Source organism: Pseudomonas sp. Pse79, assembly GCF_024519615.1.
Taxonomy (GTDB): Bacteria; Pseudomonadota; Gammaproteobacteria; order Pseudomonadales; family Pseudomonadaceae; genus Aquipseudomonas; species Aquipseudomonas veronii.
Genome location: NZ_JALJRR010000029.1, coordinates 12,953 through 38,030, shown reverse-complemented (window position 1 = coordinate 38,030; position 25,078 = coordinate 12,953). Strand labels below are relative to the sequence as shown.

The window sequence follows — 25,078 nt, the reverse complement described above, 5'->3', positions numbered from 1 at the left end:
CGGTGGCCTACGACCTGGCCTGGTTCTGGAAGGTTGACCCCGAACAGATGCTGGCCAGGCCTTTGGATGTGCTTCGGGAGTCTCTGGAGCATGCGCAACGGATCAATGCGATGCAGCAGGTGCAGTGATGGCAGAGGCTCAGAAAATAGAAAACACCGCAGTGCGACTGAAAGGTATCGACGAGCTGTCGCCCAAGCTGGCCGCGCTGCGTGAGACGGTTGGGCGTTTCAAGCGGAACGTGGAGCAGACCGGTCTCGGTAAACTGGATATTTCCGGTTTGCTCAAGGGCGGTGGCCTGGCGGCGCCATTTGTCAGTGGAATTGCGTCAGTCCTGGCGTTCAAGAACGAAGTGGCTGACGTTGGTGCGGCGGTGAATACCAGCGTGCCCCAAGCCGCCGCGCAGGGGCTGAAGCAGTTCAGTGCGTCCATGGATCAGGTTTCCATGGCCTTTGGTACAGCGTTGTTGCCAGCCGTGACGGCGGTTGTCGTTGGTCTTGAACCTTTGTTGACGACGGTCGCGCAAGTGCTCACCGACAACCCACAACTGGTACAGGGCCTGGCAGCCGGCGCGGTAGCCTTTACCGCCATTCAGGCAGCGATCACCGGAGCGTCCCAGGCGTTGGGGCTGATGCAGTTGGCGCTCGGTGCCAATCCGATTGTGCTGGTGGCTGTGGGGATTGCGGTGGCGGCGGGTTTGATCGTCGCACACTGGAAACCGATTTCGGCGTTTTTCATCCGCCTTGGCGACAGCGTCGCAACGGCGGTGTCGTCCATGGGTGAGGTACTCAAAACCTTGTTTTCCTGGTCGCCGCTGGGGCTCATCATCGCCAATTGGACACCCTTGACCGGTCTCTTCTCGGCTATCTGGGATTTGCTCAAGGCATTGAGTGTGCCGGTCGTGGAGTTTATGAAGGGCATGTTCCGTTGGTCACCCTTAGGGCAAATCATCGCGAACTGGGGCGTTATCAGTGAGGTTTTTTCGGCCATCTGGAGTGATTTCAAGCGCTCGGCCCTGGCCGCGTTCGCGGTTGTTGGCGCGTTGTTCGATTGGTCGCCCATGGAGAAAGTCGCAGCAGTCTGGGGCGCGGTCACCGATGTGTTCGCGTCGATCTGGAGCAATCTGAAGCTGCAAGCTTTGGCGACATTCGCCGTGTTGGGCCACGTGTTTGATTGGTCGCCGATGGAACAATTACAGACGTTGTGGGCGCCGGTGTTGACGTGGTTCTCGGGGCTTTCGGAAAAGCTCCAGGTCATCATTGCGCCCATCAGGAAGTTGTTGAATGGCACGTTTGGGGAGGCAATCAACAGCCTCACCGGCGGTGTGGTGGAACTGACGACTCAACAGAAGGAGCGCAACGCTGAAAGTGCGAGCGCTCCCTCGGTGTTTCGCAAAGGGCCGGCCCCTTGGGTATCGCCGTTGGCCGCCACTTCCTCTTCGCTGCTGCAACAAACCGCTGCCAATAACCGTACCCAACTCAATGGCGACCTGCGCGTCAGTTTCGACAACGCACCGGCCGGCCTGCGGGTCGCCCAACCTCAAACCAATCAGCCCGGCCTGAGCGTAACGCCTCGCGTCGGTTACCGTTCCCTGTCCCTTGGAGGCTCCAATGAGCTGGCGTGATCGTTTGTTGCCGGCGTCGTTTCGAGGCGTCGGGTTTTGGGTCGACCAGGCGAAAACCCCGGTCGGCAAGAAAGGCCAGTTGCATGAATATCCCCAGCGTGATCTGCCGTTTTTCGAAAGCCTGGGCCAACAGTCCAGGGTGCATGAGCTGACGGCATTTGTGGTCGGCACCGATTGCCTGGAGCAGCGTGACCGGTTGCTCAAGGCCCTGGAGGAAGGCGCCGGGGAGCTGGTGCATCCGTGGCTGGGACGGTTGCCGGTCAAGGTCGGTGAGTGCGAGATGACCCAGACTCGTCAGGACGGTGGGCTGGTCACTTTTGCCCTGAAGTTCTACCCCGACGAACCCTTGAAGTTTCCCACGGCCGCGATCAACACCCGTCAGCAATTGCAGGTATCGGCGGACAGTTTGCTGGGGGCGGCAGTGTTGCGTTTCGAGCAGGCGATGGCGTTGGTCAAGCAGGCGCGGGTCGGCATACAGGCGCTGCGCAATGGCCTGGCCGAGGTGTTCCAGGTGATCGAGCAGCAGTTCAAACCGTTGATTGCGTTGTATGCGGACTTGAATGCGCTGGTCAAAGGTATCAAGGAACTGCCTCGGGAACTGAGCGCCGAGTTCAAGGGTTTGCTGGGTGATGTTAAAGAGCTGGGTGAGTTTGCCCGCAGCGGCTATCGCGGCATGTTGAGCAACCTCTCCCAGCAGGTGGATGCGGCGCGGCGGGTCGATACACCCCGGCTGACCACCGGCAAGGACAGTGTGGCGGCTGCCCAGGCCACCGCCAACCTGGTGCAGGACGCGCTATGGGTGCAGATTGCCCATTGGCTGGCCGACATGCCGGTGGCGAGCAAGGCGGTCACGCTGACGACCACGCCTTCCCTGGCGCAACAGGCCGCGCAACCGGTGCAACGTCGCGAAGTGCCGGTGGCCGATGATGTGCTGGTGCTGCGCGATCAACTCAACGAAGCCCTCTGGCAAGCCGCCCTCAAGGCCGATGTCGGGCATTACGTGGCCCTGAACACCCTGCGCCAGCAGTTGTTCGCGCACCTCACGTCGGTGGCCTCATCTGGCGTGCGGCTGGTCAACCTGACGCCGATGCGCAGCATGCCGGCGCTGGTTTTGGCCTATCAACGCTTTGGTGATGCGACGCGTGTGGGCGAGGTGGTGCAGCGCAATCGCGTGGCCCATCCGGGTTTCCTGCCGCCGGCCGATCTGCAAGTGGTCAGGGAGTAAGCCATGAACGAGCTGGACAATACCGTCACCCTGAGTGTTGACGGCCTGGACTATGGCGGGTGGAAAAGCGTAGAGATCAGCGCCGACCTGGAGCGCCAGTTCCGCACTTTCAGTCTCAACATCACCTGGCAATGGCCCGGCCAGACCTTGACCGCGCCGATCAAACCCGGTGCCCGCTGCCAAGTGCGCATCGGTTGTGATCTGGTCCTGACCGGTTTTGTGTTCCAAGCGCCTGTCAGCTACGACGGCACGCACATCAGCCTGAGTATCGATGGCGGCTCATTGACCCAGGACCTGGCGGACTGCGCCGCAATCAACCGGCCTGGTCAGTGGCGCGGACAAAATCTGCTGAGCATCGTCCGTGCCTTGACGGCGCCCTACGGCGTGCAGGTCATCAACGAAATTGCCGAGACCCAACGCTTGCACACCCACAGCATCGTGCCGGGGGAGACGGTGTTTCAATCCATCGACCGTCTGCTGACGCTGTATCGCGTGTTCTCCACCGATGACGCGCAGGGCCGCCTGGTGCTGGCCCAACCTGGCAGCGCAGGGCGTGCCACGGATGCACTGGAACTGGGTAAGAACATTCTCTCGGCCAATGCATCGATGGATTACAGCTCGGTATTTTCCGAGTACCGAGTGATCGGCCAGCACAAAGGCGGCGATCAGCAGACGGCGGCAGCGGTGAGTGAGGTGTCGGGGACTTCTCTGGATGCCAGGGCCGCGCGAAAACGGGTCACGGTGATCAATGAGCCGACGCAACTCACCCCCGAACTGGCCCAGCAACGCGCCGATTGGGAGCGGGCTACGCGCGTTGGCAAGGCCCGGGCCACCACCTACCGCGTGCAAGGCTGGCGCCAATCCAACGGTGACCTGTGGCGTCATAACATGCTGGTGCGGGTGGTCGATCCGGTGCTGGGGTTTGATCAGGACATGCTGATCTCCAAGGTCACCTGGTCGCTGTCCGAACAAGGTTCGATCACCACCCTGCAGGTCGCGCCGCCTTCCACGTTCGACGCCATTCCGTCCCCTCCTGCCTGATAATCAAGGAATGTCCATGAGCCTACTGACTCGCCTGCTGGCGCGCGGCACTGTCGTGCTCGCCCACTCGGCCTCTAAGCTGCAATCGCTGCAAATGCGCCTTACCGCTGGCGAAGTGAACGACGACATGGAGCACTTCGAACCCTACGGATTCACCAGCAACCCGCTGGCGGGAGCGGAAGGCATTGTCACATTCCTGGGCGGTGACCGTTCCCACGCCGTGGTGCTGGTGGTGGCCGACCGACGTTACCGGCTGCAGTCCCTGGCACCGGGTGAAGTCGCGATCTACACCGACGAAGGCGACAAAGTGCACTTCAAGCGCGGGCGTGTGATTGAGATTGAAACCGGCACGCTGAACATCCGCGCCAGCAGCGCGGTGAATTTCGACACGCCGACGCTGACCCAGAGCGGCAAGATCATTTCCCAGGGCGACCAGATTGCCGGCGGCATCAGCCAGATGCAGCACGTACATGTGGGCGTGCAGGCCGGCAATGATCAGACCGGTGCGCCGGCGGGAGGGCAGTGATGTTTGTATCGGACAATTTGAAAAACGCCCTGACCCGCGCGGTGCTGATCAGCCTGTTCACCTGGCGCCGTGCCGCACCCGATGACGCTGTCGAGGATGACGAGCGCTTTGGCTGGTGGGGCGACAGTTTCCCTGCGGTCGCCGATGACCGCATCGGCTCCAGGTTATGGCTGCTGCGGCGGGTCAAGCTGACCCGGCAGACGCAGCTGGATGCCGAATTTTACGCCCGCGAGGCCCTGCAATGGCTGATTGATGATGGTCATTGCAGCGTCATCGAAGTCCTCAGCGAACGCCTCGATGCCCAGCGCCTCAACCTGCGCACGCGGTTGACCCTGGCCGATGGCGAGCGCCTGGACATCAACCCTGATAACAGTTGGCAGGTGATCTATGCCGTTTGAAACCCCTTCGCTGCCGGTGCTGATCAACCGCACCCAAAGCGACCTGGCCGGCGATTCGCTGCGCCAGTCCGATGCCCAGGTCCTGGCGCGCACCCTCAGTGGGGCGGCGTTCGGCCTGTACGGGTATCTCGATTGGATCGCCGAGCAGATCCTGCCGGATACCGCTGATGAGTCCACGTTGGAACGCATCGCCGCGCTGCGGTTGAACCAACCGCGCAAGACGGCGTTGGCGGCCAGTGGCAGCGTCAGCTTTACCGCCGGTGCGGGCGCGGTGCTGGATGTGGGCACGGTGCTGCAAGCCAGCGATGGGCGCGGCTTCAGTGTCACCACTGCCGTTACTGCCCATGCTGGCGTCAATACCGCCATCGTACAGGCGATTGACGCCGGCACCCTGGGCAACGCCGACGCGGGCTTGAGCCTGTTGGCGGTCCAGCCACTGCAAGGGATCGGTTCGACGTTTACGGTGCTGGCACCGGGGCTGACGGGTGGCCTTGCTCGGGAAAGCCTGGAATCGCTACGGGTGCGGGTGATTCGTTCCTATCGTGTGATTCCCCAGGGCGGCTCGGCCCGGGACTACGAGACCTGGGCGCTGGAAGTAGCGGGCATTACGCGCGCCTGGTGCCGTGGCAACTACCTGGGGCCGGGCACGGTCGGGCTGTTCGTGATGCGTGACGATGACCTGCAACCGATTCCCAATGCTGCGCAATTGGCGGCTGTGCAGGCACACCTCGAACCCTTGCGACCGGTCACGGCGGATGTGTATGTGCTGGCGCCGCTGATGAAACCGGTGACTTATCAACTCCGACTCACCCCCGACACGAGCGCAGTGCGTGCTGCGGTCGAAGCTCAGTTGCGCGACCTGCATAACCGCGAAGCCGGTTTGGGGGAGACGCTGTTGCTCAGTCATATCGCAGAGGCCATCAGCAGCGCCAGCGGTGAGACCGACCACCTGCTGGCGAGCCCCGTGGCGGACGTCAGCGCGGCCGATAACCAACTGCTGGTGTTTGGAGGTATCACATGGCTGGAATGAGAAGCGCCGAGCAATACCAACAGCAGTTGGTGTCGCTGCTGCCCAGCGGCCCAGCCTGGGACTTGGAGGCGTTGCCGCAACTGGGCCAGGTACTCGATGGCATCGCCATTGAGCTGGCACGCATTGACGCTCGTGCCTGGGCCCTGCAAAACGAGATGGACCCGGCCACCGTCAGCGAACTGGTGCCGGAATGGGAGCGGGTGATGCAACTGCCCGACCCATGCCTGGGCCCCAATCCGCTGTACGACGATCGCCGCCTGGCCGTGCGCCGACGCTTACTGGCCGTGGGCAGCCAGCGCGCCGCCTACTACCTCGAAATCGCCCGCAGCCAGGGCTACCCCGACGCCAGCATCTCCGAACACCGCGCCCCCCGCATGGGGCGCGCACGCTTTGGTGCTTCGCGCTTCGGCACCTGGCAGGCCCACTTCATGTGGACCCTCAACACTGGAGGCCGCCAACACCTTGGTCGCCGCTTCGGCGCCAGCTATTGGGGCGAACGCTTCGGTGTCAACCCAGGCAGCGCCCTGGAATGCCTGATCCATCGCAGCGCACCTGCGCATACGCGGGTGTACATAAATTATGACTAGGAGATAGAGGAATGGATTATCCAAAGAGTGTGCCCAGCGTCGGGCTGGTGAATGGGAAATTTGTGGATGAAAACCCGGTGACGGGTACGCCGGGGAGTTTGGTGCCGGCGAGTTGGGGCAATGGGGTGACCCAGGAGATTTTGAATGTGCTGGCGGCGGCTGGGATTACGCCGGAGGAGCAGAAGACGGATCAGCTTGCCCTGGCGTTGAGTGTTTTGAATGACTGGGTGAAGTTGAAGAACAAACCGACGACGTTGGCTGGGTATGGGATTACGGATGCCCTGCAGGTGGGGCGTACAAGCAGGCAGCGGCCTAGTTTGTCTGCGATGGACTTGACTGATGCGGGGACGGGGCTGGGTGGGGCTTTAGAGATTCGAGAGGCTCAAGAGGTGGGTGCAACCCAGACGCGTTATGAATATGCACCTAAAATCCTCTTTCATTGGCAAGGGCTGGTCGCTAAAAGCCTGGCTATGAATTCCGATGGTGAGTTGGCGTGGGCCGGGCAGAAGCTTTGGAATGCTGCAAATTTCAATCCGGATGGTAAAGCCAACAAAGCGACAACACTTGCGGGCTACGGAATCACCGATGGCCTGTCGCTGGGCTCCGGCGGCCTTCTTGCTACGCCCGCACCCGTCCAGGGGAAAATTTCTGACCTGTCTTCCAGCCAGTTTGTTACAGCTACCGACGGGACGTCCGACAAACCTGCTGCATTGAGTTATGGCTCCGGGCTCCATGTGAAGTATCCCGGTGGCAAATACGGCTTCGATCTTTTGTCGGGCATCACCAATGAGTGGTTCGGGGTTCGTAAGGTTGCGGAAGATGGGAGCGGCGTCTGGCGTGCGTTGTGGCATGACGGAAATTTTAATCCTGCCGTCAAAGCCGATAAAGCCACGACGCTGGCAGGGTATGGAATCACCGATGGGGTCTCGGCCCTGAGTTTCCTTAAACCTGTCGCAGGACAATGGGTTCTATTGGGCGGAAGTGGTGTGCTTCCCGCTGGCGGGACGTGGGCCTTTTACTGCACTAATTATAATGGCAACGGCGCGGCACTCGGTGGTAACGCCGGTGTTGCAGCCGGAGGGACTGCCACCGGTAACGGAAACTGTGTTGGCTTTGCATGGAGGATCCAGTAATGGACAACAAAGCAACGGTTGAGGCCGTCGATACTGCCTCGTCTATGTCTTACAAGATTGAAGATATCTACCTGAAGAACGATGGCAGTTATCTCGTTACTCTGGATGGCTATCCATATCACGCTACCGAGGCTGAAACATCAGAGGTTTATTACGCAGTACGTTCTTTGATTGATTCTGGTGTGCAGTGTCAGGCTTACACCCCGCCAGTCACCTCCGATGCCGAGATACAAAGAAATGAACGCCTGTGGCGCGATGCGGAAATTCAGCGCGTCAGTTGGCTGCGCGAGCGCCACCGTGACCAGTTGGACATGGGATTGAAGGCCGCACTATCGAGTGAACAATTCAGCGCATTGCTGGATTACATCCAGGCACTGCGCGACTGGCCTCAGGTCGATAGTTTTCCGGCCACTGCCAAGCGACCCGTCACATTGCCCTGGCTCGCTGCAATCACCCAATGATAAGTCCTGCACTCAGGAGTGAATGCCAATGTTGATAGCACTTGATCAACTTCTCCAAGTACTGCCAGGAGCCCGCCTTAGAGCGGGTTTTTTTTTACCCTCTTTAAACACCGCGATCGCTAAGTTTGAAATTGATCGTCCCAAACGCACCGCCGCCTTCCTCGCCCAAATTGGCCATGAATCCGGCGAATTGCGCTACGTCCGCGAACTGGGCAGCGATCAATACCTGAGCAAATACGACACCGGCAGCCTGGCCGTTCGCCTGGGCAACACCCCCGAAGCCGACGGCGACGGTCAGAAGTACCGGGGCAGGGGGCTGATCCAGATTACCGGGCGTCGCAATTACCTGGCATGCAGCCAGGCGCTGTTTGGCGACGATCGTTTGTTGCTGCAACCGGAACTGTTGGAACAGCCGCAATGGGCCGCCGAATCCGCCGCCTGGTTCTGGCACAGCAACGGCCTGAACGAACTGGCGGACAACGACCAGTTCACCACCATCACTCGGCGTATCAACGGCGGGCTCAATGGTTTGGAAAACCGCCTGCAGCTGTGGGCACGGGCGAAGGCGGTGTTATGCGTTTCCTAGGGGCTTGGCGCCTGATCGGTGTGTGCCTGTTGGTGGCGCTGACTTGGCAGGTGCAGGCCTGGCGATTGGGTGCGCAGATGGAGCGGCAATCAACTGCCCATGCCCAGGCGCTCAGTCAGCAAAATCAGGCGGCCTTGCGTCAACAACAGGCCGAATACGACAAACGGCTGGCGCTTGAGCAACAAATCAGCGCCATTGACCAACAACATGCTCGGGAGTTGAGCGATGCACAACGTCATCAGGCCGCTCTGCGCGATCGCCTGGCCACTGCTGATGTGCGGTTGTCAGTCCTTCTCGACGCCAGCGACAGCGCCAGTGGTTGCGCAATGCCTGCCGCCACCGCCGCCGGCGGCGTGGTTCATGCAGCCACGCGAGCCCGACTTGACCCGGCGCATGCTCAGCGAATTATCGCCATCACCGACGACGCGGATAACGCCGTGATCGCCTTGCGCGCCTGTCAGGCGTATGTGCGGGCCATCGTGCGTTAGTGTCTTGATGCACGCTGCAACTTGCATGGCCGATGGGCTCATGTAGGGTAGGCCAATGCCCGCTCATTCCAGGAGACCTCCGTGAAAGAAATCACCCAACTGGCCGCTGAACTGGGTCGCCGTCTACAGGTGCTCAATGCCCACGTCACCACCGCCGAGTCCTGTACCGGCGGCGGCATCGCCGAAGCCATCACGCGCATACCGGGGAGTTCGGCGTGGTTCGAGGCGGGATATGTCACCTATTCCAACCGGCAGAAAACTCGGCAGCTGGATGTGCCGGAGGCACTGTTCGGCAAAGTGGGGGCGGTCAGCCGCGAGGTGGTGGAGGCCATGGTCAGGGGCGCCCAGGAAAAAAGCCTGGCGCGCTTTGCCGTGGCGGTCAGCGGCGTGGCCGGGCCTGATGGCGGCTCGCCGGAAAAACCGGTGGGCACGGTATGGCTGGCGTTCGGCGTGGGTGACGAGGTCACGGCCGAGCGCCAGCACTTCCCCGGCAACCGCGATGAGGTCCGCCGACAAACGGTAAAGGCCGCGCTAGAGGGCTTGTTGCGACGAGCTGCAGCAGAAATAGAAAATCAGGGGTAGGCGATCTCCGATCTTTGTGGAACAATACTGTCTACTTATACAGGTGTTGGCCGTCAGGCCTTATTGATTACGTGAGGACTTTAATGGACGAGAACAAGAAGAAAGCCTTGGCTGCGGCCCTGGGTCAGATCGAACGTCAATTCGGCAAGGGTGCCGTAATGCGTATGGGCGATCACGACCGTCAGGCGATCCCGGCTATTTCCACTGGCTCTCTGGGTCTGGACATCGCGCTCGGCATTGGCGGCCTGCCAAAAGGCCGTATCGTTGAAATCTACGGTCCTGAATCTTCCGGTAAAACCACCCTGACGCTGTCGGTGATTGCCCAGGCGCAAAAGATGGGCGCGACCTGCGCGTTCGTCGACGCTGAGCACGCCCTGGACCCTGAATACGCCGGCAAGCTGGGCGTGAATGTTGACGACCTGCTGGTTTCCCAGCCGGACACCGGTGAGCAAGCCCTGGAAATCACCGACATGCTGGTGCGCTCCAACGCCATCGACGTGATCGTGGTCGACTCCGTGGCGGCCCTGGTGCCAAAAGCTGAAATCGAAGGCGAAATGGGCGACATGCACGTCGGCCTGCAGGCCCGTCTGATGTCCCAGGCGCTGCGTAAAATCACCGGTAACATCAAGAACGCCAACTGCCTGGTGATCTTCATCAACCAGATCCGGATGAAGATTGGCGTCATGTTCGGCAGCCCGGAAACCACCACCGGTGGTAACGCGCTGAAGTTCTACGCGTCGGTCCGTCTGGACATCCGCCGTACCGGCGCGGTGAAGGAAGGTGACGAGGTTGTCGGTAGCGAAACCCGCGTCAAAGTCGTTAAGAACAAAGTGGCCCCGCCATTCCGTCAGGCTGAGTTCCAGATTCTCTACGGCAAGGGTATCTACCTGAACGGTGAGATGATCGACCTGGGCGTGCTGCACGGTTTCGTCGAGAAATCCGGTGCCTGGTATGCCTACAACGGCAGCAAGATCGGTCAGGGCAAGGCCAACTCGGCCAAGTTCCTGGCGGACAACCCGGATGTCGCCGCCGCGCTTGAGAAGCAGATCCGCGACAAGCTGCTGACCCCCGCGCCGGACGTGAAAGCTGCAGCCAACCGTGCGCCGGTTGACGAAATGGAAGAAGTCGACACTGACGTCTGAAGCAAACGATGACCGTTGTGCTGGATACACTCGTCGCCGTTCGGCGCACTGCGATGGACCTGCTCGCGCGTCGCGAGCATGGTCGAGTCGAACTGACGCGTAAACTGCGTCAGCGCGGTGCGTCCGCCGAGATGATCGACACTGCCCTCGACCGGTTGACGGAAGAAGGGCTGTTGTCGGAAGCCCGTTACCTCGAAAGTTTTGTGTCCTACCGAGCGCGCTCCGGCTACGGTCCCGCGCGAATTCGTGAAGAGCTGAGCCAGCGCGGCCTGCAACGCGCCGACATCGACCTCGCCCTGCGCGAGTGCGGTATCAGCTGGCAGTCACAGCTGGAAGATACCTGGCGTCGCAAGTTTTCTGGGCATCTTCCGATTGATGCCAGGGAACGCGCGAAACAAGGGCGCTTCCTGAGTTATCGCGGGTTTTCGATGGAAATGATCAATCGGTTGTTCAGCGGTCGGGACATGGACGACTGAACAACGCAAAAAATAAAAGGCCCGCTATGAAAATAGCGGGCCTTTTTTTTTGCTCAAAAATCACGCCGGCTCCGGCGCCACCCGTTGTTGTGTCTTGCCCTGAGCCTGCGCCCAGTTCTCCGGCAAGTTGATGTAGTCCACCAACTCCCGCAACCGGCCCTGATCACGCCCGTTGAAGTTGAACACCAGTCGCGTCAGATGACTGAACTGCGGCTCATCGTGCTCTTCTCCGGTGTAGGCGAGCTGCTGAAAGTCTCCACTCAGTCGCAGGCTGGCGAACTCTTTTTGCACCTGAGCCAGCGCCCGCTCACTGAGCGGATGATTCATACGTATCACAAACTCACGCTTCAGCCAGCGGGTAGAGTGGAAGTTGGCATAAAACTGGTTGATCTCGTCCACCGCAGCTTCAGCGCTGTACACCAGGCGCATCAGCTTCAGGTCGGTGGGCAGCACATAGCGATTGGCTTCCAGCTGGCTGCGGATAAAGTCCAGGGCGCCTTGCCAGAAACCGCCACCTGGTGCATCGAGTAACACCACCGGCACCAGTGGGCTCTTGCCGGTCTGGATCAGCGTCAGTACTTCAAGCGCTTCATCCAGGGTGCCGAAACCGCCGGGGCACAACACCAGCGCATCGGCCTCCTTGACGAAGAACAGCTTGCGCGTAAAGAAGAAGTGGAACGACAGCAGGTTCTCGGTGCCGTCGATGGTCGGGTTGGCATGCTGTTCGAACGGCAGGGTAATGTTGAAGCCCAGGCTGTGCTCCAGGCCGGCACCTTCGTGGGCGGCGGCCATGATCCCGCCGCCGCCGCCGGTGATCACCATCAGATCGGAGCGCGCCAGTGCCGCGCCCACTTCCCGGGCCAAGGCATAGAGCGGGCTTTCCACCGGCGTGCGCGCCGAGCCGAACACCGTGACTTTGCGCCGCCCCTTGAACTGTTCCAGCACGCGGAAGGCGTGGTCCAGTTCGCGGATGGCTTGCAAGGTGATTTTGGCGTTCCAGCGGCTGCGGTCGTCCTGTGCCATGCGTAGCGCGGTGAGGATCATGTCGCGATAAAGGGGGATATTCGGGCTGTTGGGTGCGATCAACTGGAGTTGAGCTTCGACCTGCTGCGTGAGGTCGACCCCGTTTGCTTCAAAATGCTGGAGCAGGCGGTCATTCGGTTCGTAAGGCATTCAACTTCTCCTTCTTCACAGAGCCTGGGCGGGCGGCGAAATATTCGTCCGTGGCCACGACACTGCATGTGTCGCTGCATGCCCATGGCATTGCACAGTGTTCGCCAAGCGGCAAAGCGCGACTCTGTATGTTCCTTGTGATTTAAAAACCTTTGCACTGCACATGGCAGGAGGACAACTCTGTTTTGCCCTGAAAATGTTACAGAACAGCATGGGAACTGGGCTGAGCGGGTTGTGGGAATGAGACGATCATGGGCCGAAAAACCCTTGGCTGGCAACCGCTTATTGGTCTCACGTCACAGCGTGCAGCGTTCGGCGGCAAACACAAACGAGGGAATTGCGCGCCACTGGACAGCAGCGCGCGGGGGGCATGCGCGAGTTACTTTTTCTTCTTCGCCGCAGTCGGTGCCGGGCAGTCTGCTTCGACGAATTTCACCGAAGCCACCGGGCGGTTGGTCTTGTTTTCGGTGATCTCGTAGCGCATCACCGCGCCCTTGGCCATCAGCTCGCGGTAGCCGTGGTTCAGGCACACGCTTTGTCCGAGCTGGAAATACACCGCCTTGGGGTTGGCACGCATCTGTTCGGCACGATCGGGCAGCACGCTGAGGTGATCGATCAACTGCATGCCTTCAACGGTGTAGGCCACTTCCAGGGTTTTTTCATCGATTTCCCGGGGCAGGTCTTTGTTGCTTTCAGCCGCGACGCTTTGCAGCTTCTTGTTCATTTGGGCCTCCAGCAGCGAGGCCGCCTGGGCGCCAACAGGCAAGACCAGCGCGAGGGCGACGGATGGGGCGACAAGACGCAGCATGGAACGCAGCATGAAACTCTCCTGATTCGGTTACTGGTGCATAGACCAGCCACTGGGCTGTGCGTTCAGTGGCGCGCAATTATAGGTGAGCCCTGGCCGGTACAGCCAGGCGTATTGCTGGGAAGTGCGTGTGGCTCTGGTAAACTGCGGCCACTTAAGCCTTCCTCGAGTTCCCCCAGTGTCGATTTTCCTTTCCGTGCGGCGCATCCGATGAGCCACGCCGTCTCTCGTCTGCGTACCCAGCGCCTGGCGCGCGCCATCAGGCCTTTCGTCAATCGGGGTTCGCGTGCCGAGCGCTGCCCCGGCTGCCGGGTGATCCCCGCGTATTGCTTGTGTGCCTGGCGGCCCAAGGTCCAGGCCCGGTCTGCGATGTGCCTGTTGATGCACGACGTCGAACCGATGAAGCCCAGCAACACCGGCTGGCTGATCGCCGATGTGATTGACGACACCAGCGCGTTTGCCTGGTCACGCACCGAGGTCGACCCCGGGCTGCTCACTTTGCTGGCTGATCCGCAGTGGCAGCCCTACATCGTGTTCCCCGGCGAATTCGTCGCGCCGGAACGGGTTGTCAGTGAGGTCAAGGTGGGGGAGGGCAAGCGCCCGCTGTTTATCCTGCTGGACGGCACGTGGAGCGAAGCGCGCAAGATGTTCCGCAAAAGTCCCTATTTGGAGCATTTGCCGGTCCTCAGCCTGGCCCCCGAGCAGCTGTCGCGCTACAAACTGCGTCGTTCCAAGCGGGATGATCATTTCTGTACCGCCGAAGTCGCCGCGCTGTGCCTGGAGCTGGCCGACGACGGCGCGGCCAGCGAAGTGCTGGACGCTTACCTCGACGTGTTCAGCACCCATTATCTGGCCGCCAAGTTCCAGTTACCGCTGGACTCGACGGATATCGTCCATACTCGTCTAGCGCCCTACATCCCGGCGGTATAACCAGACGACGTTTGCATGATGGCACCGTAAATCCGACAACCGCTAAACTGCCCATTGGCGTAGTGCTTGACCACCCAGGCTACGCTGGGCATGCTGGGCGCCGATCAGGGCGCAACCGTGAATTTCCAACGTCGTTTCAGGTGCTTTTGACGTTGAGCATGCCCTGTGGTGATGGCTGCCTGGCCGTTACCTTGTGTATTGGCGAACCCTGAACCCATCAGGGCTGCCATAAAAAACAGGATCATTTAATCAATGGCCACATACGAAATCCTGATAGCTGATGACCACCCGCTGTTTCGCAGTGCGCTGCATCAGGCAGTAACGCTGGGCTTGGGCCCCGATGTCCGTCTGGTTGAAGTGGCCAGCATTGCCGAGCTGGAAACCCGCCTCACCGAAAAATCCGACTGGGACCTGGTGCTGCTCGACCTGAACATGCCTGGCGCCTATGGGTTTTCGGGGCTGGTGCTGTTGCGCGGGCAATACCCGCAGATTCCCGTGGTGATGGTCTCGGCTCAGGAAGAAGCCGATGTAGTGGTGCGCTCCAAGGAGTTTGGCGCCAGCGGTTTCATTCCCAAGTCGAGCTCCATGGAAGAGATCCAGAAAGCCGTGCGCGCGGTGCTGGAGGGCGATGTGTCCTGGCCGCCGCAAGCGTTTGAAGAGATCAACGTGTCCGACGAAGCGAAGGCTGCCCGCGATGGCCTGGCCAGCTTGACGCCCCAGCAGTTCCGGGTGCTCACCATGGTCTGCGAAGGCTTGTTGAACAAGCAGATCGCTTACGAGTTGAGCGTGTCGGAAGCGACCATCAAGGCCCATGTCACCGCGATCTTTCGCAAGCTGGGGGTGCGAACGCGAACCCAGGCGGCGTTGCTCTTGCAACAACTTGAGTCAATTTCGCAGCATTAAGCTATTGTCGATTCACGCTTTTTTGACTTCGCGTGATCTAGTTTTCCCACTTCTTTGGTTCAGTTGCCTACATCTATGTCGCCTTTCAAGGGTCAAACCGGTATCAAACGTATCTTCAACGCAGGGGGCTATTCCCTGGATGGCCTGCGCGCAGCCTTCACCGGTGAGGCGGCCTTCCGTCAGTTGGTGTTGCTGAACGTCATCCTGATCCCGCTGAGTTTTTTCCTGCATGTCAGCCGCGTCGAACGGGCGCTGTTGATTGCGGTGTGCCTGCTTGCGTTGATCGTCGAGTTGCTCAACTCGGCCGTGGAAGCGGCCATCGACCGCATTTCCCTGGACCGTCACCCACTGTCGAAAAACGCCAAGGACATGGGCAGCGCCGCGCAATTCGTGGCACTGACCATGATCACCCTGGTGTGGGCCGTGATCCTGATCTAAGCCTCAGGCAATGTTCGGCAGCACGATTTCGTCGCTGCGCTGAACCCCGGCGGTGAAGGCGCGGCACAGCTCGAGAAACTCGCGCATCGCCGAGGTTTGGTACTTTTGCTTGTGCCAGATGAAGTAGAACTGCCGGGCCAGGTCCAGGTCCGGGGTTTCTACCGGTACCAGGCTGCCGCGGCGGAAAGCATCGCGCAGCGCCAGCCGGGAAATGCAGCCAATCCCCAGCCCCGACTCCACCGCACGCTTGATCGCTTCGGTGTGTTCCAGCTCGAGGCGAATGTTCAGCGCGCTGCGATGATGGCGCATGGCCTGATCAAAGGTCAGGCGCGTGCCCGAGCCCTGTTCGCGCAGGATCCACGCTTCGTGGGTCAATTCTTCCATGCTGGCGACACCGCGCTGGGCCAGGTGATGCTGAGGCGCGCAAAATACCACCAGCTCATCTTCCACCCAGGTCTGCACTTCGATATCCGGGTGGCTGCAGTCGCCTTCGATTAGACCCAAGTCAATTTCATAATGCGCAACCTGGTGCACGATATGTGCAGTGTTCTGCACGTGCAGCTTCACCTGGCTCTCGGGGTGCTGCTGCATGAAGCTGCCGATCAGCAGCGTGGCCAGGTAATTGCCGATGGTCAGCGTGGCGCCGACGGCCAGTGAACCGAAGCCAGACTTGCCGTTGAGCAGGTCTTCGATCTCCTTGGCCTGGTCCAGCAGGGCTACCGCCTGGGGCAACAACTGACGGCCGAGGGCGTTGAGGCTCAGGCGTTTACCCGCCCGGTCGAACAACTGACAGCTGGATTGACGCTCCAGCTCGGTGATTGAGGTGCTGGCGGCGGATTGAGATAAGGCCAGAAGGCCAGCAGCGCGTGAGACGCTTTCCTGCTGGGCGACGGCGACGAAGACTTGCAGCTGACGGAGAGTAAATCGCATATCGATATAACCGATAACCCTTATCTTAATAATCCAGTTAACAGATATTGTCGCCGCCATTAGAATGCTGTGCAATTGCGCACTTATCATTTTGGCGCAGACCCATCTCCAGGAGTCCCCCGTACATGAGCAACATGAACCACGAGCGTGTCCTCAGTGTTCATCACTGGAACGACACTCTGTTCAGCTTCAAGTGCACCCGCGATCCGGGCTTGCGCTTCGAGAACGGTCAGTTCGTGATGATCGGCCTGCAACAACCCAACGGCCGCCCGCTCATGCGCGCTTATTCGATTGCCAGCCCGAACTGGGAAGAGCATCTGGAGTTCTTCAGCATCAAGGTGCCTGATGGCCCGCTGACCTCCCAGTTGCAGCATCTGAAGGAAGGCGACGAGATCATCATCAGCAAAAAACCGACAGGCACCCTGGTGCTTGACGATTTGAAGCCGGGTAAACACCTGTACCTGCTCAGCACCGGTACCGGCCTTGCGCCATTTATGAGCGTGATCCAGGACCCGGAAACCTACGAGCGTTTCGAAAAAGTGATCCTGTGCCACGGCGTGCGTTACGTCAACGAAGTCGCCTACCGCGAATTCATCACCAAGCACCTGCCGCAGAATGAATTCTTCGGCGAAGCCCTGCGTGAAAAGTTGATCTACTACCCCACCGTGACCCGCGAACCGTTCGAAAACCAAGGCCGTCTGACCGATCTGATGCGCAGTGGCAAGCTGTTCCGCGATATCGGCCTGCCACCGATCAACCCCCAGGACGACCGCGCCATGCTGTGCGGCAGCCCAAGCATGTTGGACGAGACCAGCGAAGTGTTGAACAGCTTCGGCCTGAAAGTTTCGCCACGCATGCGTGAGCCGGGTGACTATCTGATCGAACGCGCCTTCGTCGAGAAGTAAACGAGGTCAAAAAAATGTGGGAGGGAGCTTGCTCCCGATTGCTGAGTGTCAGTCAATGCATCCGGTGACTGACCCGCCGCTATCGGGAGCAAGCGCCCTCCCACATTGGTTTTTGGTTTATTTAGCTGCAATCACTTCCAGCACACAGATGACGCCCGTCTCGGGATAGTGCCAGCGCACATCCACGTCCCAGAACTGCGCGCCATATTCCCGCTCGGGCCCGGGCGTCTGATAGGCCGGCCGCGGGTCTTGTGCCAAACACTGTTCGATCAACGCCACCAGCGGTTCAGCAAGGCGCTGAGCGTGGCCTTGCGCCTGGTGCAGAGCCGTCTTCAGCCACTGCACGGGAATCAGTGGCGGCGTGCCATTGGCGATGCCGTTGGTGGCGTTGTCGACAATGTCGGCATACGGCACATACGGCTTGATATCCAGCACCGGCGTGCCATCGAGCAGATCGATCCCGGAGATCCACAACCGGCCCGGTTCGACCTTGTCCAGCTTCACCACCGACTGGCCAATTCCGTTGGGCCGATGGGTCGCACGGGTGGCAAACACGCCCATGGACTTGTTTCCGCCCAGACGGGGCGGGCGCACTTTCAGACGGGGTTTGTCTTCCAGGGCCTGGTGGAACAGAAACAGCAGCCACACATGGCTGACCTGCTCCAGGCCCTGCACCGCCTCGCCGTGGTCGAACGGCGCGACCAGCTCCAGCACGCCGCGGGCGGCAGGCGCCAGTTGCGGTTGGCGCGGGATGGCGAACTTCTCCTTGAAGCAGGAGCGCACGAAGCCGACGGGCGAGACCTGGTAACTCATGGCTTACGCGCGAACCCGCAGGGTCAGGCCCTTGAGGAAGTTGCGCAGCAACTGGTCGCCGCAGGTGCGGTAATTGGTGTGGCCGAACTTGCGGAACAGCGCGCTCAGCTCAGGCTTGGACACCGGGAACTCGGCAGCCTTGAGGATGGCGTGCATGTCGTCTTCCTTCAGTTCGAAGGCCACGCGCAGCTTCTTGAGGATGATGTTGTTGGTCACCGGGGTTTCGATCGGTTGCGGCGGACGGCTGTCGTCCTTGCCGCGCTTGAAAATCACCAGGCCGTCAAGGAAGTGCGCCATGACCTCGTCCGGGCAGAACACAAAGCCTTCTTCCTCGTCTTTCTTGAGGTAAGTCAGCAGGTCTTCCTTGGTCACGTCCATGCCGCCGAGTTTGATCAGCTCGACCATCTTGTTGTCGCTGATGTCGAGCATGTAGCGCACGCTGCGCAGTACGTCGTTGTGAATCATGGTGGGCAATCCTGGTTTTCAACGGTGGACACCGCCCACGCAGGCGGTGTCGAAAAAGGGGGAGTGGCTCAGAACTTCTCTTTGCCGGACAGGTAACGCCATTGGCCGACCGGCACCTTGCCGATGGACACGCCACCGATGCGGATACGACGGATGGCGATGACTTTCAAGCCGACAGCTTCGCAGAACAAGGCGATCACCCCCGGTTGCGGGTTTTTCATCGCAAAGCGCAGGCGGTTTTCGTTCTGCCAGCTGGCTTTCACCGGCGGCAGCTCTTTGCCTTTGTAGGTCAGGCCATGGTTGAGGCGGTTCAGGCCGTGAGCAACCATGTCACCTTCGACCTCCACCACGTATTCCTGCTCGATCTTGGCGGCATCGGCGGTCAGTTTGCGCAGAATCTTCCAATCCTGGGTGAACACCAGCAGGCCGCTGGCCTTGGCTTGCAGGTCAGCGCTGGCGGTCAGGCGCAGGAAGTGGCCCTTGAGCGGGCGCTTGCTGAAGCGGTGTTCTTCCGACAGCGTTTCGGCGCTGATCGACGCCATTGCCGTCTCGGCATCCACGCCCACCGGCGCGTGCAGCAGGATGGTCACAGGCTCTGGCGCGGTGGCCTTGGCCTCGGGGTCCAGTTCGACCTTCTGGGTGGTGACCTTGAACTGTGGCTCGTCGATCACTTCACCGTCCACCGAGACCCAGCCGCCTTCGATAAACAGCTCAGCCTCCCGACGGGAGCAACCGACCAGTTCGATAAGGCGTTTGGAGAGGCGTATGGGGTCAGTCATGACAAGGGCCGTAGCAAAAGGGGGCCGCTATTGTACCTGTGTGGGCGCGGTTAATCCCGGCCCCATTTCATTTAGCCCTGACGCGCCTCTTGCTGCACCTGGCGCAAACGCATGTGCAGCAGCGGATAAGGCTGCCCCAGGCCATCATGCTCCGTGCGGCCGATGACTTCAAAGCCTTGCTTGAAGTAAAAGCCCAGCGCCTGCGGGTTCTGTTCGTTGACGTCCAGCTCATCGGCGTTCATGCGCTCGAGCGCGTAACGCAGCAATTGCCGGCCGAGGCCCTGGCCACGGTGCTGCGGGTCGATGAACAGCATCTCGACCTTGCCCGCGGCCACCCCGGCGAACCCGGTGATGCGCTGGCGCGTGTCCTTGGTGCAGATCAGCATCACCGCATCGAGGTAGCGGGTCAGCACCAGGTTTTTCAGCAGCGTGATGTAGCTGTCCGGCAGAAAGTCATGGGTGGCGCGCACCGACGCCTCCCAGATCCGCGCCAACTCGGCGTAGTCGCTGGTTTTAGGGGTGTGGATAACCGAATGCTGACGCATGCCCGCTGCCCTTTGTGGATGTTCGGTGTCGATGGGCAAAACGATAGACCTAAAAAAGCCCCGCATCTTGTCCAGAAGCAGGGCTTTTTCACTTTTTTATCCGCGCCTGATGCGATCAGTCGCGCTTTTCGGCCCACAGGTCGTATTCGTCGGCATCGGTCACCGTACACCAGACCTTGTCGCCGGGTTTCAAACCGCTGGCATCGTCGATAAATACGTTACCGTCGATTTCCGGCGCGTCGAAGAAGCAGCGGCCTACGGCGCCTTGCTCGTCGACTTCGTCGATCAGCACTTCGATTTCCTTGCCGATGCGCAGTTGCAGGCGCGCCGAGCTGATCGCCTGCTGGTGCGCCATGAAGCGCTCCCAACGGTCTTGCTTGACGTCATCCGGTACTACGGCCAGGTCCAGCAGGTTGGCCGGGGCGCCTTCGACCGGCGAGTACTGGAAGCAGCCGACGCGGTCCAGTTGGGCTTCGGTCAGCCAGTCGAGCAGGTACTGGAAGTCTTCTTCGGTTTCGCCCGGGAAGCCGACGATGAAGGTCGAACGGATGATCAGTTCCGGGCAGATCTCGCGCCAGTTCTTGATGCGCGCCAGGGTCTTGTCTTCGAAGGCCGGGCGTTTCATGGCCTTGAGCACTTTCGGGCTGGCGTGCTGGAACGGGATGTCCAGGTACGGCAGGATCTTGCCGGCGGCCATCAACGGGATCAGCTCGTCCACGTGCGGGTACGGGTACACGTAATGCAGGCGCACCCACACGCCCAGGCTGCTGAGGGCTTCGCACAGCTCGGTCATGCGGGTTTTCACCGGCGCACCGTTCCAGAAACCGGTGCGGTATTTCACGTCGACGCCGTAGGCGCTGGTGTCCTGGGAGATCACCAGCAGTTCTTTAACGCCGGATTTGACCAGGCGCTGGGCTTCGTCCAGCACATCGCCCACCGGGCGGCTGACCAGCTTGCCGCGCATCGACGGGATGATGCAGAAGCTGCAACTGTGGTTGCAGCCTTCGGAAATCTTCAGGTACGCGTAGTGGCGCGGGGTCAGCTTGATGCCTTGCGGCGGCACCAGGTCGATCAGCGGGTTGTGGTCCTGGCGCGGCGGCACCACTTGATGCACGGCGTTGACCACCTGCTCGTACTGCTGCGGACCGGTCACGGCCAGCACGCTCGGGTGTACGTTGCGGATATTGCCTTCTTCCACGCCCATGCAGCCGGTGACGATGACCTTGCCGTTTTCCTTGATGGCCTCGCCGATCACTTCCAGGGATTCCGCCTTGGCCGAGTCGATGAAGCCACAGGTGTTGACCACCACCACGTCCGCGTCCTGGTAAGTGGACACGACGTCATAACCTTCCATGCGCAGTTGCGTCAGGATGCGTTCGGAGTCGACCAGAGCCTTCGGGCAGCCCAGGGAAACAAAGCCGACCTTGGGGTTGGCTTTTGCGATGGTGGTGGACATGTCTAACCTCGGTATTGAATGACGCCGCCAGTCGGGCACGACAAGGCGGTAGACGGGCACTTAGCGCGCTCGTAAAAGAGCATGCTTTTGTGCCTCTGATCAAAAAGTGCGCAATTCTAGCGACGGGCAACGCACTTGACCAGCTTTATGCAGGGAAATACGACGAGTGCTGCGCTATGCTTCGCGCCGTTGCGAACGGGTGAAATCCTTGGGTCAACAAAACGTCTGTTACGAGAAGTAAAACAGCGCATGCTAAGGTCAGCTTAGATGCGTTGTTTATAAGAGACCTCAGGTCATAGGGCAGGAGTGGTTGATGGGTCAGGCAAGTAGTCAGGCAGCGGGTGCCGAGCATTCCAATGCCAAGCCGATTGGCATGCTGGTGGCAGCGGTCGGGGTGGTTTATGGCGATATCGGGACCAGCCCGCTCTATACCCTTAAAGAGGTGTTCGGTGGAGGGTATGGGGTTCAGGTCAACCAGGACGGAGTCTTCGGGATCCTGGCGCTGATCTTCTGGTCGCTGATCTGGGTCGTTTCGATCAAGTACGTGTTGTTCATCCTGCGCGCCGACAACCAGGGCGAGGGCGGGATCATGGCCCTCACTGCGTTGGCGCGGCGAGCGGCGTCGCCGTATCCGAAGCTGCGTTCGGTGCTGGTGATTCTCGGGTTGATCGGCGCTGCGCTGTTTTACGGCGACAGCATGATCACCCCGGCAATCTCGGTGCTCTCGGCGGTAGAAGGCCTGGAACTGGCCTTCGAAGGGCTTGAACGCTGGGTCGTGCCGCTGTCGCTGGTGGTGCTGGTGGGGCTGTTCCTGATCCAGAAACATGGCACCGACCGTATCGGCAAGCTGTTCGGGCCGGTCATGGTGTTGTGGTTCCTGGTGCTGGCGGGCCTGGGCGTGCATGGCATCAGCCAGCATCCGGAAGTGCTCAACGCATTGAACCCGGTGTGGGGTGTGCGTTTCTTCATGGTCCACCCTGGCATGGGTGTGGCGATTCTCGGCGCCGTGGTGCTGGCATTGACCGGTGCCGAAGCGCTGTACGCCGACATGGGCCACTTCGGGCGCAAACCCATTGCCCGTGCCTGGTTCGCCCTGGTGCTGCCGGCGCTGGTGCTCAACTATTTCGGCCAAGGTGCGTTGCTGCTGGAAAACCCCGAAGCGGCGCGTAACCCGTTCTACCTGCTCGCACCGAGCTGGGCGCTGATTCCGTTGGTGGTGTTGTCTACCCTGGCCACGGTGATTGCGTCCCAGGCGGTGATTTCCGGCGCGTTCTCCCTGACCCGTCAGGCGATCCAACTGGGTTACATCCCGCGCATGCACATTCAGCATACGTCCAGCGCCGAACAGGGCCAGATCTATATCGGCGCGGTGAATTGGTCGCTGATGGTCGGCGTGATCCTGCTGGTGCTGGGCTTCGAGTCGTCCAACGCACTGGCTTCGGCCTACGGCGTGGCGGTGACCGGCACCATGCTGATCACCAGCATCCTGGTGTCGGCAGTGATGCTGTTGCTGTGGAAATGGCCACCGGTGTTGGCGATTCCGGTGCTGATCGGTTTCCTGTTGGTCGACGGGCTGTTCTTCGCCGCCAACGTGCCGAAAATCGTCCAGGGCGGTGCATTCCCGGTATTGGCGGGGATTGTGCTGTTTATCCTGATGACGACGTGGAAACGCGGCAAGGAACTGCTGATGGACCGCCTCGACGAAGGCGGCCTGCCGCTGCCGATCTTTATCAGCAGTATCCGCGTGCAGCCGCCCCATCGCGTGCAGGGCACCGCGGTGTTCCTCACCGCGCGGCCCGACGCGGTGCCCCATGCGCTGTTGCATAACCTGCTGCATAACCAGGTGTTGCACGAGCAAGTGGTGTTGCTGACGGTGGTCTACGAAGACATTCCCCGCGTCCCCGCCGCACGGCGCTTCGAGGTGGATGCCTACGGTGAAGGGTTCTTCCGCGTGATCCTGCACTTCGGTTTCACCGACGAGCCGGACGTGCCCGAAGCGCTGAAGCTGTGCCACCTGGATGATCTGGATTTCAGCCCGATGCGTACTACGTACTTCCTCAGCCGCGAAACGGTCATCGCCTCGCGCATCAAAGGCATGGCCCGTTGGCGCGAAGGCTTGTTCGCGTTCATGTTGAAGAACGCCAACGGCAACCTGCGGTTCTTCAAACTCCCGGTCAACCGGGTGATCGAGCTGGGTACCCAGGTCGAAATGTAAGCGGTTGTTGGACGGGAGCCGGCAATCGGCTCCCGCTTTGTCTTCTGAACCCTGTGCAATCCCCCGTTGTCGACTAGGCTCTAAGCACTGTTGTGTAGGAGCGGGCTTGCCCGCGAAAAACCTTAACGGTAACGCGTCGATCCTGGATAAACGCGGCACCCATGAGGCTTTCGCGAGCAAGCGCGCTCCTACAGAAGTGCCCAAAAAGCCAAGAAGAGGTGCGCCATGAGTCAGTTGCTCGAACCGTATACCCTGCGCCAATTGACCCTGCTCAATCGCATTGCCGTGTCGCCGATGTGCCAGTACTCCAGCGTCGATGGCCTGGCCAACGACTGGCACCTGGTCCACCTCGGCAGCCGCGCTGTCGGCGGGGCGGGGCTGATTTTCACCGAAGCCACCGCCGTGACCGCCGAGGGCCGTATCACCGCCGAAGACCTGGGCCTGTGGAACGACGCACAGATCGCCCCGCTGCAACGCATCACGCGCTTTATCACTGCCCAGGGCGCCGTGGCCGGGATTCAACTGGCTCACGCCGGGCGCAAGGCCAGCACCCATCGGCCGTGGATCGGCAAACACGGCAGCCTCAAGCCGCAAGACGGCGGCTGGGTGCCGGTGGGGCCCTCGCCGATTGCCTTTGACCCGAACCACACGCAGCCCAGGTCGCTGGACGAGGCGCAGATCGAGCAAGTGATCGCCGACTTCGTCGCCGCCGCCAAGCGCGCGTTGACCGCCGGTTTCAAAGTGGTGGAGATCCACGCCGCTCACGGTTACCTGCTGCATCAATTCCTCTCGCCCATCAGCAATCAGCGTCAGGACCAGTACGGCGGCACCTTTGAAAACCGTATCCGCCTGGTGCTGCAAGTCACCGAAGCGGTGCGCGAAGTCTGGCCGCAAGACCTGCCGCTGTTTGTGCGGGTGTCAGCCACCGATTGGGTGGAGGACGGCTGGAACCCTGATGAAACCGTGGAACTGGCACGTCGCCTGAAAGCTTTGGGGGTCGACCTGATCGACGTGTCCTCCGGCGGCACCGCCGCCAACGCCGAGATCCCCATCGGCCCCGGCTACCAGACGCGGTTTGCCGAGCGTGTGCGCAAAGAGTCGGGCATCGCTACCGGCACCGTGGGCATGATTACCGAGCCGGCCCAGGCCGAACACATCCTGCGCACCTGCCAGGCCGACATCATCTTCCTCGCCCGCGAGCTGTTGCGTGACCCGTATTGGCCATTGCATGCCGACGATGACCTGGGCGGGCGCAAGGCGACCTGGCCGGCCCAGTACCAGCGGGCGACCCATCGGGAGCAGCCGATTCATGAGTCTGATCTCAGGGATTGAGCCTTCTTAGGTTCCAACAAAACCCACCCTTATCCGGTGGGTTTTTTTTGCCAGGAGCTGTGGGATAGGGCTGTAGGTATTTATTCCTGA

General features: G+C 60.6%; 29 protein-coding genes. 21 read left to right on the top strand and 8 right to left on the bottom strand.

The window, feature by feature from the left end; all coding sequences use genetic code 11:
- Positions 1–2: 2 nt before the first annotated feature.
- The 15 genes from NR164_RS26345 (at position 3) to recX (ending at position 11,296) form a co-directional block, all read left to right on the top strand.
- A complete protein-coding gene (locus NR164_RS26345) occupies positions 3–128 on the top strand; it encodes a hypothetical protein (protein ID WP_046384518.1) in 126 nt (41 codons plus the stop codon).
- Complete coding sequence (locus tag NR164_RS26340) at positions 128–1,621, top strand: hypothetical protein (RefSeq protein WP_046384517.1); 1,494 nt, start codon at positions 128–130, stop codon at positions 1,619–1,621. The genes NR164_RS26345 and NR164_RS26340 overlap by 1 nt, the downstream gene beginning before the upstream one ends.
- Complete coding sequence (locus NR164_RS26335) at positions 1,608–2,846, top strand: DNA circularization protein (protein ID WP_256823482.1); 1,239 nt, start codon at positions 1,608–1,610, stop codon at positions 2,844–2,846. The genes NR164_RS26340 and NR164_RS26335 overlap by 14 nt, the downstream gene beginning before the upstream one ends.
- A gap of 3 nt (positions 2,847–2,849) precedes the next feature.
- Positions 2,850–3,887, top strand: coding sequence for a phage baseplate assembly protein (locus NR164_RS26330; RefSeq protein ID WP_256823481.1), 1,038 nt, complete (start codon positions 2,850–2,852; stop codon positions 3,885–3,887).
- Between the two features lie 16 nt (positions 3,888–3,903).
- A complete protein-coding gene (locus NR164_RS26325; RefSeq protein WP_046384514.1) occupies positions 3,904–4,413 on the top strand; it encodes a phage baseplate assembly protein V in 510 nt (169 codons plus the stop codon).
- A complete protein-coding gene (locus NR164_RS26320; protein ID WP_046384513.1) occupies positions 4,413–4,811 on the top strand; it encodes a phage GP46 family protein in 399 nt (132 codons plus the stop codon). Before NR164_RS26325 ends, NR164_RS26320 begins: the two co-directional genes overlap by 1 nt.
- On the top strand, positions 4,801–5,841 hold the full coding sequence (locus tag NR164_RS26315) for a baseplate J/gp47 family protein (protein WP_046384512.1): 1,041 nt from the start codon (positions 4,801–4,803) through the stop codon (positions 5,839–5,841). The genes NR164_RS26320 and NR164_RS26315 overlap by 11 nt, the downstream gene beginning before the upstream one ends.
- Entirely contained in the window at positions 5,829–6,428 is a 600-nt protein-coding gene (locus NR164_RS26310) for a YmfQ family protein (RefSeq protein WP_046384511.1), read from the top strand. Before NR164_RS26315 ends, NR164_RS26310 begins: the two co-directional genes overlap by 13 nt.
- Positions 6,429–6,439: 11 nt before the next feature.
- Positions 6,440–7,561, top strand: a complete 1,122-nt coding sequence (locus tag NR164_RS26305) for a hypothetical protein (protein WP_052735813.1) — start codon at positions 6,440–6,442, stop codon at positions 7,559–7,561.
- Positions 7,561–8,022 (top strand): phage tail assembly chaperone, encoded by a 462-nt coding sequence (locus NR164_RS26300; RefSeq protein ID WP_256823480.1) that lies wholly within the window; start codon positions 7,561–7,563, stop codon positions 8,020–8,022. Before NR164_RS26305 ends, NR164_RS26300 begins: the two co-directional genes overlap by 1 nt.
- 28 nt (positions 8,023–8,050) lie before the next feature.
- Positions 8,051–8,608, top strand: a complete 558-nt coding sequence (locus tag NR164_RS26295) for a glycoside hydrolase family 19 protein (protein ID WP_256823479.1) — start codon at positions 8,051–8,053, stop codon at positions 8,606–8,608.
- Positions 8,596–9,096, top strand: coding sequence for a lysis system i-spanin subunit Rz (locus NR164_RS26290; RefSeq protein ID WP_256823478.1), 501 nt, complete (start codon positions 8,596–8,598; stop codon positions 9,094–9,096). Before NR164_RS26295 ends, NR164_RS26290 begins: the two co-directional genes overlap by 13 nt.
- An 81-nt stretch (positions 9,097–9,177) precedes the next feature.
- A complete protein-coding gene (locus NR164_RS26285; protein ID WP_017844660.1) occupies positions 9,178–9,678 on the top strand; it encodes a CinA family protein in 501 nt (166 codons plus the stop codon).
- A gap of 83 nt (positions 9,679–9,761) precedes the next feature.
- The gene (gene recA, locus NR164_RS26280) at positions 9,762–10,820 is read left to right on the top strand and encodes a recombinase RecA (protein WP_017844661.1); all 1,059 of its coding nucleotides are present in this window, start codon (positions 9,762–9,764) and stop codon (positions 10,818–10,820) included.
- A gap of 8 nt (positions 10,821–10,828) precedes the next feature.
- Positions 10,829–11,296, top strand: coding sequence for a recombination regulator RecX (gene recX / locus NR164_RS26275; protein ID WP_017844662.1), 468 nt, complete (start codon positions 10,829–10,831; stop codon positions 11,294–11,296).
- A 60-nt stretch (positions 11,297–11,356) separates the two neighbouring features.
- Here the strand turns inward: recX and NR164_RS26270 are convergent, their stop codons facing one another.
- Together NR164_RS26270 and NR164_RS26265 are read right to left on the bottom strand one after the other, a co-directional pair.
- Positions 11,357–12,469 carry a TIGR00730 family Rossman fold protein gene (locus tag NR164_RS26270; RefSeq protein WP_046384508.1) on the bottom strand — a complete coding sequence of 371 codons (1,113 nt, stop codon included), beginning with the start codon at positions 12,467–12,469 and terminating at the stop codon, positions 11,357–11,359.
- A gap of 379 nt (positions 12,470–12,848) precedes the next feature.
- Positions 12,849–13,289, bottom strand: a complete 441-nt coding sequence (locus tag NR164_RS26265) for a PA3611 family quorum-sensing-regulated virulence factor (protein ID WP_046384507.1) — start codon at positions 13,287–13,289, stop codon at positions 12,849–12,851.
- A 198-nt stretch (positions 13,290–13,487) separates the two neighbouring features.
- On the opposite strand from NR164_RS26265, the gene NR164_RS26260 reads away from it, so the two are divergent.
- The 3 genes from NR164_RS26260 (at position 13,488) to NR164_RS26250 (ending at position 15,548) form a co-directional block, all read left to right on the top strand.
- Positions 13,488–14,207, top strand: coding sequence for a tRNA-uridine aminocarboxypropyltransferase (locus NR164_RS26260; RefSeq protein WP_026139758.1), 720 nt, complete (start codon positions 13,488–13,490; stop codon positions 14,205–14,207).
- Between the two features lie 252 nt (positions 14,208–14,459).
- Positions 14,460–15,110, top strand: a complete 651-nt coding sequence (gene erdR / locus NR164_RS26255) for a response regulator transcription factor ErdR (RefSeq protein WP_017844666.1) — start codon at positions 14,460–14,462, stop codon at positions 15,108–15,110.
- Positions 15,111–15,185: 75 nt separating this feature from the next.
- Complete coding sequence (locus NR164_RS26250) at positions 15,186–15,548, top strand: diacylglycerol kinase (RefSeq protein WP_017137081.1); 363 nt, start codon at positions 15,186–15,188, stop codon at positions 15,546–15,548.
- Positions 15,549–15,551: 3 nt separating this feature from the next.
- On the opposite strand, the gene NR164_RS26245 is transcribed toward NR164_RS26250, so the two are convergent.
- A complete protein-coding gene (locus NR164_RS26245; RefSeq protein ID WP_046384505.1) occupies positions 15,552–16,478 on the bottom strand; it encodes a LysR family transcriptional regulator in 927 nt (308 codons plus the stop codon).
- 125 nt (positions 16,479–16,603) lie between these two features.
- On the opposite strand from NR164_RS26245, the gene fpr reads away from it, so the two are divergent.
- Positions 16,604–17,383 (top strand): ferredoxin-NADP reductase, encoded by a 780-nt coding sequence (gene fpr / locus NR164_RS26240; protein ID WP_017844669.1) that lies wholly within the window; start codon positions 16,604–16,606, stop codon positions 17,381–17,383.
- Between the two features lie 117 nt (positions 17,384–17,500).
- Here the strand turns inward: fpr and tsaA are convergent, their stop codons facing one another.
- The 5 genes from tsaA to rimO all read right to left on the bottom strand — a co-directional run bounded on the left by tsaA (position 17,501) and on the right by rimO (position 21,441).
- Complete coding sequence (gene tsaA / locus NR164_RS26235; protein ID WP_177031376.1) at positions 17,501–18,196, bottom strand: tRNA (N6-threonylcarbamoyladenosine(37)-N6)-methyltransferase TrmO; 696 nt, start codon at positions 18,194–18,196, stop codon at positions 17,501–17,503.
- A gap of 3 nt (positions 18,197–18,199) precedes the next feature.
- The gene (locus NR164_RS26230) at positions 18,200–18,661 is read right to left on the bottom strand and encodes a DUF1456 family protein (RefSeq protein WP_017844671.1); all 462 of its coding nucleotides are present in this window, start codon (positions 18,659–18,661) and stop codon (positions 18,200–18,202) included.
- Positions 18,662–18,729: 68 nt separating this feature from the next.
- On the bottom strand, positions 18,730–19,440 hold the full coding sequence (locus NR164_RS26225) for an rRNA pseudouridine synthase (RefSeq protein WP_017844672.1): 711 nt from the start codon (positions 19,438–19,440) through the stop codon (positions 18,730–18,732).
- Positions 19,441–19,511: 71 nt separating this feature from the next.
- Complete coding sequence (locus NR164_RS26220) at positions 19,512–19,985, bottom strand: GNAT family N-acetyltransferase (RefSeq protein ID WP_256823477.1); 474 nt, start codon at positions 19,983–19,985, stop codon at positions 19,512–19,514.
- A 115-nt stretch (positions 19,986–20,100) separates the two neighbouring features.
- Positions 20,101–21,441 carry a 30S ribosomal protein S12 methylthiotransferase RimO gene (rimO, locus tag NR164_RS26215; RefSeq protein WP_046384502.1) on the bottom strand — a complete coding sequence of 447 codons (1,341 nt, stop codon included), beginning with the start codon at positions 21,439–21,441 and terminating at the stop codon, positions 20,101–20,103.
- Between the two features lie 313 nt (positions 21,442–21,754).
- On the opposite strand from rimO, the gene NR164_RS26210 reads away from it, so the two are divergent.
- Complete coding sequence (locus NR164_RS26210) at positions 21,755–23,656, top strand: potassium transporter Kup (protein ID WP_046384501.1); 1,902 nt, start codon at positions 21,755–21,757, stop codon at positions 23,654–23,656.
- 225 nt (positions 23,657–23,881) lie between these two features.
- Positions 23,882–24,988, top strand: a complete 1,107-nt coding sequence (locus tag NR164_RS26205) for an NADH:flavin oxidoreductase/NADH oxidase (RefSeq protein WP_017844676.1) — start codon at positions 23,882–23,884, stop codon at positions 24,986–24,988.
- Positions 24,989–25,078 lie beyond the last annotated feature (90 nt).

Excerpts from the sequence above, each read along its gene's own strand:
- NR164_RS26305 (WP_052735813.1), top strand. The coding sequence starts at position 6,440 with ATGGATTATCCAAAGAGTGTGCCCAGCGTCGGGCTGGTGAATGGGAAA.
- NR164_RS26225 (WP_017844672.1), bottom strand. The coding sequence starts at position 19,440 with ATGACTGACCCCATACGCCTCTCCAAACGCCTTATCGAACTGGTCGGT.
- NR164_RS26295 (WP_256823479.1), top strand. The coding sequence starts at position 8,051 with ATGTTGATAGCACTTGATCAACTTCTCCAAGTACTGCCAGGAGCCCGC.
- NR164_RS26270 (WP_046384508.1), bottom strand. The coding sequence starts at position 12,469 with ATGCCTTACGAACCGAATGACCGCCTGCTCCAGCATTTTGAAGCAAAC.
- rimO (WP_046384502.1), bottom strand. The coding sequence starts at position 21,441 with ATGTCCACCACCATCGCAAAAGCCAACCCCAAGGTCGGCTTTGTTTCC.
- NR164_RS26300 (WP_256823480.1), top strand. The coding sequence starts at position 7,561 with ATGGACAACAAAGCAACGGTTGAGGCCGTCGATACTGCCTCGTCTATG.
- NR164_RS26335 (WP_256823482.1), top strand. The coding sequence starts at position 1,608 with ATGAGCTGGCGTGATCGTTTGTTGCCGGCGTCGTTTCGAGGCGTCGGG.
- recA (WP_017844661.1), top strand. The coding sequence starts at position 9,762 with ATGGACGAGAACAAGAAGAAAGCCTTGGCTGCGGCCCTGGGTCAGATC.
- NR164_RS26260 (WP_026139758.1), top strand. The coding sequence starts at position 13,488 with ATGAGCCACGCCGTCTCTCGTCTGCGTACCCAGCGCCTGGCGCGCGCC.
- tsaA (WP_177031376.1), bottom strand. The coding sequence starts at position 18,196 with ATGAGTTACCAGGTCTCGCCCGTCGGCTTCGTGCGCTCCTGCTTCAAG.
- NR164_RS26250 (WP_017137081.1), top strand. The coding sequence starts at position 15,186 with ATGTCGCCTTTCAAGGGTCAAACCGGTATCAAACGTATCTTCAACGCA.
- NR164_RS26245 (WP_046384505.1), bottom strand. The coding sequence starts at position 16,478 with ATGCGATTTACTCTCCGTCAGCTGCAAGTCTTCGTCGCCGTCGCCCAG.
- NR164_RS26265 (WP_046384507.1), bottom strand. The coding sequence starts at position 13,289 with ATGCTGCGTTCCATGCTGCGTCTTGTCGCCCCATCCGTCGCCCTCGCG.
- NR164_RS26230 (WP_017844671.1), bottom strand. The coding sequence starts at position 18,661 with ATGATTCACAACGACGTACTGCGCAGCGTGCGCTACATGCTCGACATC.
- recX (WP_017844662.1), top strand. The coding sequence starts at position 10,829 with ATGACCGTTGTGCTGGATACACTCGTCGCCGTTCGGCGCACTGCGATG.
- NR164_RS26210 (WP_046384501.1), top strand. The coding sequence starts at position 21,755 with ATGGGTCAGGCAAGTAGTCAGGCAGCGGGTGCCGAGCATTCCAATGCC.
- NR164_RS26310 (WP_046384511.1), top strand. The coding sequence starts at position 5,829 with ATGGCTGGAATGAGAAGCGCCGAGCAATACCAACAGCAGTTGGTGTCG.
- NR164_RS26290 (WP_256823478.1), top strand. The coding sequence starts at position 8,596 with ATGCGTTTCCTAGGGGCTTGGCGCCTGATCGGTGTGTGCCTGTTGGTG.
- NR164_RS26315 (WP_046384512.1), top strand. The coding sequence starts at position 4,801 with ATGCCGTTTGAAACCCCTTCGCTGCCGGTGCTGATCAACCGCACCCAA.
- NR164_RS26325 (WP_046384514.1), top strand. The coding sequence starts at position 3,904 with ATGAGCCTACTGACTCGCCTGCTGGCGCGCGGCACTGTCGTGCTCGCC.
- NR164_RS26340 (WP_046384517.1), top strand. The coding sequence starts at position 128 with ATGGCAGAGGCTCAGAAAATAGAAAACACCGCAGTGCGACTGAAAGGT.
- NR164_RS26320 (WP_046384513.1), top strand. The coding sequence starts at position 4,413 with ATGTTTGTATCGGACAATTTGAAAAACGCCCTGACCCGCGCGGTGCTG.
- NR164_RS26220 (WP_256823477.1), bottom strand. The coding sequence starts at position 19,985 with ATGCGTCAGCATTCGGTTATCCACACCCCTAAAACCAGCGACTACGCC.
- fpr (WP_017844669.1), top strand. The coding sequence starts at position 16,604 with ATGAGCAACATGAACCACGAGCGTGTCCTCAGTGTTCATCACTGGAAC.
- NR164_RS26330 (WP_256823481.1), top strand. The coding sequence starts at position 2,850 with ATGAACGAGCTGGACAATACCGTCACCCTGAGTGTTGACGGCCTGGAC.
- erdR (WP_017844666.1), top strand. The coding sequence starts at position 14,460 with ATGGCCACATACGAAATCCTGATAGCTGATGACCACCCGCTGTTTCGC.
- NR164_RS26205 (WP_017844676.1), top strand. The coding sequence starts at position 23,882 with ATGAGTCAGTTGCTCGAACCGTATACCCTGCGCCAATTGACCCTGCTC.